The organism is Azospira sp. MPR-E4 (genome assembly GCF_058809645.1).
On the sequence record NZ_JBXAST010000037.1, the window covers coordinates 19312 to 30444 of the forward strand.

Below are 11133 nucleotides of genomic sequence, written 5' to 3' on the forward strand. Positions count from 1 at the left end.
AAATGGAATTCAAGACTGTCGTTTTCTACTTCCTGTCGGCGATTCTGGTTTACGCCGCCCTGCGGGTGATCACTGCCCGTAACCCGGTCCATGCCGCCCTGCATCTGGTGCTGTCCTTCTTCAGCGCCGGTGGCGTATGGGCGCTGCTGCAGGCCGAGTTCCTCGCCATCTCCATCGTTCTGGTCTATGTCGGCGCGGTGATGGTGCTGTTCCTCTTCGTCGTCATGATGCTGGACATCAACATTGACCGCATTCGCGAGGGCTTCTGGAACTACCTGCCCCTGGGGGCCGTGGTCGGCCTGCTGATGGTCGTGGAAATGGGCGCCATCCTGGGTAGCCAGTACCTCGGCGCTGCCGAAGCCCAGGTGCCCCAGACTGCCGCCGGTGTCTCCAACGTCAAGGAACTGGGTCGTCTGCTCTTCACCGAGTACGTCTATCCCTTCGAACTGGCGTCGGTGATTCTGCTGGTGGCCCTGATCGCCGCCATCGTCCTGACCCATCGGGGCGCCAAGAAGACCAAGTACACCGATCCTGCTAAGCAGGTGTTCGTGAAGGCAGCCGACCGCATTCGCGTTTTGCAGATGCCGGCCGAAAAACAGGACTAAACAACGTGGCTGCGGCCTGGCCGCAGTCTGCTGAAGAAGGATAAGGGAGGCCCCTTGCTTACTCTGTCGCATTTCCTCGTGCTTGGCGCGATTCTCTTCGCCATCAGCGTGCTCGGTATCTTCCTTAACCGGAAGAACCTGATCGTGCTGCTCATGGCGATCGAACTGATGCTGCTGGCGGTGAACATGAATTTCATCGCGTTCTCCCATTACATGCAGGATCTGGCCGGGCAACTCGCCGTTTTCTTCATCCTCGTCGTCGCCGCGGCCGAATCTGCAATCGGCCTCGCCATCCTGGTGGTGCTGTTCCGCAATCTGCGCACCATCCATGTGGATGATCTGGACAGCCTGAAGGGTTAAGCATCTATGGATATGAAGAGCCTCTATCTGCTGGTTCCCCTGGCCCCCCTGGCGGGTGCCATCGTCGCCGGCCTGTTCTGCCGCGTCATTCCCCGCTGGCTGGCCCACACGGCCACCATCCTGGGGGTGGCCGTGGCGTTCATCACCTCCATCGTCATCTTCCAGGACGTGCTGGCGGGTAACAGTTTCAACGGCACCGTCTATCAGTGGCTGGCCAGCGGCGAATACAAGTTCGAAGTGGGTTTCCTGATCGACAAGCTGACGGTGACCATGATGCTGGTGGTGACCTCCGTCTCCCTGATGGTGCACCTCTACACCATCGGCTACATGCAGGAAGACCCCGGCTACAACCGCTTCTTCAGCTACATCTCGTTGTTCACCTTCTCCATGCTGATGCTGGTGATGAGCAACAACTTCATGCAGCTCTTCTTCGGCTGGGAAGCCGTGGGCCTGGTTTCCTACCTGCTGATCGGCTTCTGGTACACCCGTCCCACCGCCATCTTCGCCAACATGAAGGCCTTCCTGGTGAACCGGGTCGGCGACTTCGGTTTCATTCTCGGCATCGGCCTGGTGCTGGCCCATTTCGGCAGCCTGGACTACGCCACCGTGTTCGCCAAGGCACCTGAACTGGCTAACAAGACCATCAACATCTGGGGTTCCGCCGACTGGTCCCTCATGACCGTTGCCTGCATCTGCCTGTTCATCGGCGCCATGGGCAAATCCGCCCAAGTGCCGCTGCACGTGTGGCTGCCCGATTCCATGGAAGGCCCGACCCCCATCTCCGCCCTGATCCACGCGGCGACCATGGTGACTGCCGGCATCTTCATGGTGGCCCGCATGTCCCCGCTGTTTGAGCTGTCCGACACGGCCCTGTCCTTCGTCCTGGTGATCGGTGCCACCACCGCCCTGTTCATGGGCTTCCTCGGCATCATCCAGAACGACATCAAGCGCGTGGTGGCCTATTCCACCCTGTCCCAGTTGGGTTACATGACCGTGGCCCTGGGCGCTTCCGCCTACTCCGTGGCCATCTTCCACCTGATGACCCACGCCTTCTTCAAGGCCCTGCTGTTCCTCGGTGCCGGTTCCGTCATCATCGGCATGCACCACGACCAGGACATGCGCAACATGGGCGGCCTGCGCAAGTACATGCCCATCACCTGGATCACATCCCTGATCGGTTCCCTGGCCCTGATCGGCACGCCGTTCTTCGCCGGTTTCTACTCCAAGGATTCCATCATCGAAGCGGTGGCCCTGTCCAACATCGCCGGCGCCAAGTACGCCTACTTTGCGGTCATGGCCGGTGTCTTCATCACCGCCTTCTATTCCTTCCGCATGTATTTCCTGGTCTTCCATGGCGAGGAACGCTTTGGCAAGGCTCACCACGATCATCATGGCGACCATGAGGACGAAGAACCGGCCGACGACCACCACCACGGCCTGGCTCCCGGTCAGAAGCCCCACGAGTCTCCCTGGGTGGTGACCGTGCCCCTGATCGCCCTGGCCATTCCGTCCGTGATCATCGGTTACATCGCCATCGAGCCCATGCTCTTCGGCGACTACTTCAAGGGCGTCATCCACGTCAATGAAGAGGCCCACCCGGTGATGGAAGCCCTGCACCACCACTTCCACGGTGCCGTCGCCATGGCGCTGCACGCCGTGACCACCCCGGTGTTCTGGCTGGCCTTCTCCGGCGTTGCCCTGTCCTGGTTCTTCTACATGAAGCGCCCCGACATCCCGGCTGCCATCAAGGCCCGTTTCTCCGGTATCTACACCCTGCTGGACAACAAGTACTACTTCGACAAGTTCAACGAAGTGGTCTTTGCCGGCGGTGCCCGCCTCCTGGGCCGCGGCCTGTGGAAAGGCGGTGACGTGGCGCTGATCGACGGTCTGCTGGTGAATGGTTCCGCCCGTCTGGTGGGAGCGATCGCTTCCGTGGTCCGCTTCTTCCAGTCCGGCTACATCTACCACTATGCCTTCACCATGATCATCGGCGTGTTCGTGCTGCTGACCCTCTGGTTTAACCGCGCCTAAGCTAGAAGACTGGGATCAATATGTCTGGTTACTTGCTCTCTCTCGCCATCTGGACCCCGATTGTGGCCGGTCTGGTGGTGTTGTTCACCGGCTCCGACCGCAACGCGCCCCTGGCCCGCGGCCTGGCCCTGCTCGGAGCCGTCCTGGGTCTGCTGGTGACCCTGCCGCTCTATACCGGTTTCGACAAGGCCACCAGTGCCATGCAGTTCGTCGAACAGGCCTCCTGGATCGCTCCCTTCAACATCAACTACCACCTGGGGGTGGACGGCATTTCCATGCCTTTCGTCATCCTCAACGCCTTCATCACCATTCTGGTGGTGCTGGCCGGCTGGAAGGTGATCGAGCAGCGGGTGGCCCAGTACAACGCCGCGTTCCTGATCATGTCCGGTCTGCTCAACGGCATCTTCTGTGCTCTGGACGGCGTGCTGTTCTACGTCTTCTTCGAAGCCAGCCTGATTCCCCTGTACCTGATCATCGGCATGTGGGGCGGCCCCAACCGGGTTTACGCCGCCATCAAGTTCTTCCTCTACACCCTGATGGGCTCCCTGCTGTTCCTGATCGCCCTGATCTATCTCTTCTTCCAGTCCGGCGGTTCCTTCTCCATCCAGGACTGGCATCAGCTGCCCCTAGATCTGACCACCCAGATCTGGCTGTTCCTGGCTTTCCTGGTGGCCTTCGCCGTCAAGGTGCCGATGTGGCCGGTGCACACCTGGCTGCCCGATGCCCACGTGGAAGCGCCCACCGGCGGTTCCGTGGTGCTGGCCGCTATCGCCCTGAAGCTCGGTGCCTACGGTTTCCTGCGCTTCTCCCTGCCCATCGCTCCCGATGCATCCCATGAGCTGTCCGGCCTGATGATCGGCCTGTCCCTCATTGCCGTCATCTACATCGGTTTCGTTGCCCTGGTGCAGGCCGACATGAAGAAGCTGGTGGCCTACTCCTCCATCGCCCACATGGGCTTCGTCACCCTGGGCTTCTTCATGCTCAACCCCCTGGGCGTCGAGGGTGCGCTGGTGCAGATGATTTCCCACGGCTTCGTTTCCGGCGCCATGTTCCTTTGCATCGGCGTGCTGTATGACCGCATGCACAGCCGCCAGATCGCCGATTACGGCGGCGTGGTGAACACCATGCCCAAGTTTGCCGCCTTCTTCATGCTCTTCTCCATGGCCAATGCCGGCCTGCCTGCCACTTCTGGCTTCGTCGGCGAGTTCATGGTGATCCTGGGGGCCGTCGAGTACAACTTCTGGGTTGCTTTCGCTGCCGCCACCACCATGATCGTTGGCGCTGCCTACACCCTCTGGATGTACAAGCGGGTGGTTTTCGGCGCCGTTGCCAACAGCCACGTGGCCGAACTGGAAGACATCAATGCACGGGAATTCTTCTTCCTCGCCATCCTGGCCCTGTGCGTCCTGGGCATGGGCCTGTATCCCCTGCCTTTCACCGAAGTGATGCATGCGTCGGTCAATGACCTGCTGCAGCACGTGGCCCAGAGCAAACTCCAATAATGGAAGCCGCCATGCTGACGAATTTCGTTATTCCCGACCTGCTGCCGGCAGCGCCGGAACTCTTCATCCTGGCCATGGCCTGCGTGATCCTCATTGTGGACCTGTTCGTCAAGAGCAAGGCCCGCACCCTGACCTTTGCGCTGACCCAGCTGACCCTGGTCGGTTGCGCCGCCATCACCTACATGACCAGCACGGGGGAGATCACCTATACCTTCTCCAACATGTTCGTCGATGACCTGATGGCGGACCTGCTGAAGCTGTTCCTCGACCTCACGGTCATCGTGGTGCTCTTCTATGCCCGCGGCTACATCGCCGAGCGGGTCTCCATGGCCAAGGGCGAGTTCTACGTCCTGGTGCTGCTGGCGACCCTGGGCATGATGGTGATGATTTCCGCCAACCATCTGCTGACCCTGTACCTGGGCCTGGAAATGATGTCCCTGTCGGTCTACGCCATGGTCGCCCTGAACCGGGATTCGACCCAGGCCACCGAAGCCGCCATGAAGTACTTCGTGCTCGGCGCCCTGGCCTCCGGCCTGCTGCTGTACGGCATCTCCATGGTCTACGGCGCCACCGGCACCCTGGAAATCACCCAGGTGGCCCAGGCCCTGGCCCAGGGCGCGGTCAATAAGACCATCCTGGTCTTCGGCCTGGTGTTCCTGGTAGCCGGCATTGCCTTCAAGCTGGGCGTGGTTCCCTTCCACATGTGGATTCCGGACGTCTATCACGGCGCTCCCACCCCGGTGACCCTGTTCATTGCCTCCGCTCCCAAGCTGGCCGCCTTCGCCATGGTCATCCGCCTGCTGGTCAACGGCCTGTTCTTCCTGGCGCCCGACTGGCAGCAGATGCTGATGATCCTGGCCGTGCTGTCCATGGCCATCGGTAACCTGGCTGCCATCGCCCAGACCAACATCAAGCGCATGCTGGCCTATTCCGCCATCTCCCACATGGGCTTCATGCTGCTCGGCATGGTTTCCGGCGTGGTCGGCGGCGATGCCCGTTTCGCCCTGAATGCCTACAGCTCCTCCATGTTCTACATGGTGGCCTACGTCATCACCAGCGTGGCCGGCTTCGGCATGATCCTGCTGCTGGCCCGGGCCGGTTTCGAGGCCGACTCCCTGGATGATTTCAAGGGCCTGAACAAGCGCAGCCCCTGGTTCGCCAGCATGATGATGGTGGTGATGCTGTCCATGGCCGGCATCCCGTTCTTCGTCGGCTTCTTCGCCAAGTTCGCAGTGCTGCAGGCGGTCGTCGCCGCCGGTTACATGTGGCTGGCCATCGCCGCCGTGCTGTTCTCCCTGATCGGCGCCTTCTACTACCTGCGGGTGGTGAAGCTGATGTACTTCGATGCTCCCCTGGACGAAACCCCCATCGCCGCCGGCTTCGACACCAAGCTGCTGCTGTCCGCCAACGGCCTGGCCGTGGCCCTGCTGGGTCTGTTCCCCCAGACCCTGATGTACCTCTGCGCCGTGGCCCTGGTGCGCTCCCTCTGAGGCGCCCTCCAGCCCCGCTCAGCAACGCCCCGGCAGCCCCGGGGCGTTTTCTTTTTCCTTGTTGCAACCCTTGCCGGAGCCATGCGTGGAACGTCAAACCAAGCCCGATGCCCATCTCGTCGAAGAAACCCTGAGTACCGAGCAGGTCTGGCGGGGCCGCCTGCTCGATGTTCGCTGTGACCAGGTGCGTCTGCCGGACGCCCATGAGGGGGTGCGGGAGTACATTGTCCATCCCGGTGCCGTGGTGATCATTGCCGTGCTCGATAATGGCAAGCTGCTTTTCGAACGTCAGTACCGCCACCCGGTGGGGCAGGTGTTCCTCGAACTGCCTGCCGGCAAGATCGATCCGGGGGAGGAAATACTGAAGACCGCCATCCGCGAACTGCGTGAGGAAACCGGCCATGCCGCGGGTCAATGGCGCTATCTGGGGGTCATGCATCCCTGCATCGGCTACTCCAACGAGCGCATCGAAATATTCCTGGCCCGGGAACTGATCCGGGAGTCGGCTCCCCAGTTGGATCACGGCGAGCACCTGGAGGTGATAGAAATGTCCCTGGAGGAGGCTGCCGCCGCCATCCGCGACGGGCGCCTGACCGATGCCAAGACCATCACCGCCCTCTATTGGGCGGAAAAGGTGCTGCTGGAAGGTTGGTGATCCAGGTCATCAAAGCAAAAGGCCCGCAATAGCGGGCCTTTTGCTTGATATCAGCCGTTGCTCAGACGGTGTCGTCGCAGACCACCCGGTCGCGGCCGCTCTGCTTGGCGCGGTACATGCGCTGGTCAGCCTTTTCCACCAGGGTTTTCCAGTCCAGGGTCTGGTCTTCCAGGCGCTCGGCGATGCCGATGCTGGCGGTCACCGGCGAGCCGTCCGGACGCAGGCCGAAGCCGGCCTGGCGCATCCGCCGCATGGCCTGCTGGGCCTGTTCCAGGTCCGTGTTGGGCATGATCAGGATGAATTCCTCGCCGCCCCAGCGGGCCAGCATGTCGCCCCGGCGCAGATTGTTCGAAATGGAGTCGGTGGCGCCCACCAGGACGCTGTCGCCGGCTTCGTGGCCATAGCGGTCATTGACGGCCTTGAAGTTGTCCAGGTCGAGGAAGGCGATGGCCAGGGGAGCGTTGCTGCGGGTGGAGATGATGAACTGCAGTTCCAGCACTTCCTCGCCGCTGCGGCGGGAGAAAATGCCGGTAAGGGGGTCCCGCACGGCCTGGCGCACCAGGGCGATCATGAAGGCGAGCTGGGATAGTCCGGCCAGGGTGGACACACCGGTGATCAGGGTCAGCAGCCAGAAGGCGCCGGCAAAAGACGGCCAGTCCAGTGTGGCCCAGCTGATGATGCCGGAGACGGCCTGGGCCAGCAGCATGGGCAGGGCGAAGAGGATGTTCTCCAGCAGGGTCAGGGGGAAGATGGAGAGTCCCGCCAGCAGGACGAAGGGCAGGAAGGCGTAGCCGGCACCGATGGCGGCCTGCATGCCGGTCAGCTGGTAATTGACCAGCAACTGGTGGGTGGCGACGTAGAAGACGGTGGGGATGGCAAACAGTATGGCCATGGCCCGGTAGGCGTCCGTGAGGCTGCCGGAGGGGCGGTAGTAGAGCACCAGCAGGGCAAAGGCGACACTGGCCAGGATGCGCATGGAAGCCAGGGCGAACCACAACGGGAAGGGGAAGACCAGGTAGTCGATGATGCTCCACAGGGGCGTCAGGACGGCGAAGAGGAAGGCGAACAGGCGCACCCGGTTCACGATCATGGTCGCACGCCGCCGGGAGAGCAGAGTGAGGTGGAAATGGGGTGACACCAGCCAGGCCAGCTCGGCCTGGTTCAGCTCGCCGGGCATGAGGCCGGTGAGGCGGTGCCAGACGATATGTGCAAGTCGACTGGTCATGAAAAAGGGTCTTTTGTCTCGATGTAGCCTGTCGTGTTGTTGGTTGTACGGTGCCCCAAAAACAAGGGCAGCCCGCAGGCTGCCCGAGAGGATAGCATCAAATTGTTGCGCTGCGCTTAGCCGCAGGAGCCCACGGCGCCGCAGGCGGTGCAGAATTCGCAGCCATCCTTTTTGATGACCGTGGTATTGCCGCATTCACTGCACAGCTTGCCCTGGGTGGGGCGGACGCTGTTGGAGGCTTCTTCCGGCGCTTCCAGGATGCCCATCTGCTGCAGGGGCACGCCCTGCTCATCGAGGATGCCGAGCATGGCGTAGCGGTGGATGATGAGCTGGGCCAGGTAAGCCACCGTGGAGGGGTAGTTGGTCTGGCGGCGGGTGCCGGGCACGAAGGCCATGAAGTCACCCAGGGGTTCCGGGTAGTCCAGCAGCTTGCGCAGCTTCATGCCGATCCAGGCCGGGTCCACCACCCGCATGTCGAGGGACAGCAGCTTGCACAGGCCGTCCAGGGCGCGCGGATAGTTGCCGGAGAGCCACATGGAGTAGGGGCGGGTGACGCCGTCGGGCAGGGTGATTTCCTTCAGGCCCAGGACGAAGTCTTCGCCGGTGGTCGGGTTGAAGACATCCACCGTCCAGGACAGGGTGCCGTCGGTGCCGGTCTTCGGTTCCTTGGCGCTGAACATGGCGTCCACCACCGGAGTCGGGCCTTCGTGCTTCATGGCACCCAACTGCTCCACACGCCAGTGGATCACCTGGGCCATGGCGGAAACGATGGAGGGCATGCGCTTGTGCTCGCCGTGGGGCGGGAAGGGCAGGTCGAAGGCGTCGCCCGGGGTCTTGGCCAGGGCATCCAGCTTCATTTCCAGCAGGCCCCGGTCATTGGCCCGCATGTCCATGGACAGGGTCTTGGCCACGGCACCCAGGCCGCGGGGCACGTCAGGACCGTTCACCCAGATCTCGAAGGGCCAGGAGCGGCGCGGGGCGCCTTCCTCTTCCTGCTCCACATGGCCGACGAAGAGGGCGAACTTGCCCTGGGGGTAATCGAGCATGTAGGTCCAGGCCATGTTGCCTTCCGGCAGGGTGGGGCGGCCGGGCCAGCGCAGGGAGGCCAGCACGGGGGCCGGCAGGTTCTTGATGGAGAGGCGGCGGTTGGCGTCGGAGACGAAATCCTGAGGGTGATTCTTTTCCTCTTCAGCCTGGGCCTGGGCCTTGGTCGGCTCGACGGAGAGCACGGAGCCCAGGATGCTGTTGGGCCGGTAGGTGGCCAGGCCCTTGAGGCCGGACTTCCAGGCTTCCACGTAGAGGTCCTGGAAATCCTCGTAGGGGTAGTCGCCGGGCACGTTCACCGTCTTGGAGATAGCGGTATCGATGTAGGGGGCGACGGCTGCCACCATGTCCTTGTGGGCGGCGGCGGAAATTTCCAGGGCGGTGACGAAGTAGTCGGGCAGCTTTTCCACATTGCCGCCCTGGTGCTTGTAAAGGCGCCAGGCGTAGTCTTCCACCGCGTATTCCTTCAGGGTGCCGTCGGGCATGCGCTTCTTCCGGTTGTAGGTCCAGGAGAAGGGCGGCTCGATGCCGTTGGAGGCATTGTCGGCGAAGGCCAGGGAAATGGTGCCGGTGGGGGCGATGGAGAGCAGGTGGGAATTGCGCAGGCCGTGCTTGCGGATTTCGGCCTTGACCTCGTTGGGCAGGCGGGAGGCAAAGTTGCCGCCGGAAAGGTACAGCTCGGCGTTGAAGAGGGGGAAGGCGCCCCGTTCCTTGGCCATTTCCACGGAGGTCAGGTAGGCGGTGTCGCGCATGAATTCGGAAATGCGGGAGGCCATGGCCCGGGCTTCGGCCCGGTCGTAGCGCAGGCGCAGCATGGCCAGGGCGTCGCCCAGGCCGGTGAAGCCGAGGCCGATGCGGCGTTTGTTGGCGGCTTCTTCCTTCTGCCGTTCCAGGGGCCAGTGGGTGGCGTCCAGCACGTTGTCCAGCATGCGGGTGGACACCTTGATCACTTCACCGAAAGCGTCGAAGTCGAACTCGGCCTGTTCGGAGAAGGCGTTCTTGACGAACAGGGTCAGGTTGATGGAACCCAGGCAGCAGCAGCCGTAGGGCGGCAGGGGCTGTTCGGCGCAGGGGTTGGTGGCCTCGATCTGCTCGCAGTAATTGAGGTTGTTGTCCTTGTTGATGCGGTCCAGGAAGAGGATGCCGGGTTCGGCGTGGTCGTAGGTGGACTTCATCACCTGGTCCCACAGGTCCCGGGCCCGTACCTTGCGATAGACCCACATGCCGTCCTCGCGCTGGAAGGCGCCCTGGGACTTCATGTCGGCGTTGGGTTCGGCCTTGTGCACCAGTTCCACCTCGCCATCGGCTTCCACTGCCTGCATGAAGGCATCGGTGACGCCCAGGGAGATGTTGAAGTTGGTCAGGTCGCCCTTGTCCTTGGCGTGGATGAAGTCCTCGATGTCCGGATGGTCGCAGCGCAGCACGCCCATCTGGGCGCCGCGGCGGGCGCCGGCGGATTCCACGGTCTCGCAGGAGCGGTCGAAGACGCGCATGTAGGAGACGGGGCCGGAGGCGCGGGACTGGGTGCCCTTGACCTGGGCGCCCACGGGGCGGATGGAGGAGAAGTCGTAGCCGACGCCGCCACCGCGACGCATGGTCTCGGCGGCCTGGGCCAGGGCGGTGTAGATGCCGGGGCGGCCGTCCACCACTTCGACGATGGAGTCGCCGACCGGCTGCACGAAGCAGTTGATCAGGGTGGCGGCGAGATCGGTGCCGGCGGCGGAGTTGATGCGGCCGGCGGGGACGAAACCGTTTTCCTGGGCCCAGAGGAATTTTTCTTCCCACTTGGCCCGGTCCTTCTCGTGTTCGACGGCGGCCAGGGCGCGGGCAACGCGGCGGCGCACGTCATGCACGTTCATTTCCTTGCCCTTGGCGTACTTTTCCACCAGCACTTCGGTGGAGATTTCCTGCTCGGGCAGCGGGGCAAATTCGGGTGCTTCGGGAATGGCGGACAGGGAGAGCTGTTCGGCGACCTGATTCATGGGTTTCCTCTCCAAAAATGTGGGTATGCGGTTGGTAATATGCCCCGGTAGTCCGGAGTCGAATGGGAGGTAAAGCTACTACATGTAGTAGTACTAGGCAAATGCTTGACTAGATGTAGTTGTTGCGCTGTTCCCCGGGTGGTTCGCGGAAAGGCTGGAAAAATCAGGATTGGCACATTTTTTGACAATAAAACGGTGGTTCCGTTTGCAGCCGGTGGAACAAAAGAATACCTGGGGGG

At 62.5% G+C, this 11133-nt stretch carries 8 protein-coding genes; 6 read left to right on the top strand and 2 right to left on the bottom strand.

What is annotated here, in order from left to right; translation table 11 throughout:
• The first annotated feature begins 2 nt into the window (after positions 1–2).
• The 6 genes from AC1RTA_RS11600 (at position 3) to AC1RTA_RS11625 (ending at position 6643) form a co-directional block, all read left to right on the top strand.
• The gene (locus AC1RTA_RS11600; protein WP_014238056.1) at positions 3–605 is read left to right on the top strand and encodes an NADH-quinone oxidoreductase subunit J; all 603 of its coding nucleotides are present in this window, start codon (positions 3–5) and stop codon (positions 603–605) included.
• A 54-nt stretch (positions 606–659) separates the two neighbouring features.
• A complete protein-coding gene (gene nuoK, locus AC1RTA_RS11605) occupies positions 660–965 on the top strand; it encodes an NADH-quinone oxidoreductase subunit NuoK (RefSeq protein ID WP_014238055.1) in 306 nt (101 codons plus the stop codon).
• 6 nt (positions 966–971) lie between these two features.
• Positions 972–2996 (top strand): NADH-quinone oxidoreductase subunit L, encoded by a 2025-nt coding sequence (gene nuoL, locus AC1RTA_RS11610; protein WP_130458754.1) that lies wholly within the window; start codon positions 972–974, stop codon positions 2994–2996.
• A gap of 20 nt (positions 2997–3016) precedes the next feature.
• The gene (locus tag AC1RTA_RS11615) at positions 3017–4498 is read left to right on the top strand and encodes an NADH-quinone oxidoreductase subunit M (RefSeq protein ID WP_014238053.1); all 1482 of its coding nucleotides are present in this window, start codon (positions 3017–3019) and stop codon (positions 4496–4498) included.
• 11 nt (positions 4499–4509) lie between these two features.
• Positions 4510–5988 (top strand): NADH-quinone oxidoreductase subunit NuoN, encoded by a 1479-nt coding sequence (nuoN, locus tag AC1RTA_RS11620; protein ID WP_014238052.1) that lies wholly within the window; start codon positions 4510–4512, stop codon positions 5986–5988.
• A gap of 85 nt (positions 5989–6073) precedes the next feature.
• Entirely contained in the window at positions 6074–6643 is a 570-nt protein-coding gene (locus tag AC1RTA_RS11625) for an NUDIX domain-containing protein (RefSeq protein WP_492784786.1), read from the top strand.
• Positions 6644–6704: 61 nt separating this feature from the next.
• Here the strand turns inward: AC1RTA_RS11625 and AC1RTA_RS11630 are convergent, their stop codons facing one another.
• Entirely contained in the window at positions 6705–7868 is a 1164-nt protein-coding gene (locus AC1RTA_RS11630) for a GGDEF domain-containing protein (RefSeq protein WP_014238050.1), read from the bottom strand.
• Positions 7869–7984: 116 nt separating this feature from the next.
• Complete coding sequence (locus AC1RTA_RS11635) at positions 7985–10894, bottom strand: adenosylcobalamin-dependent ribonucleoside-diphosphate reductase (RefSeq protein ID WP_014238049.1); 2910 nt, start codon at positions 10892–10894, stop codon at positions 7985–7987.
• Positions 10895–11133 lie beyond the last annotated feature (239 nt).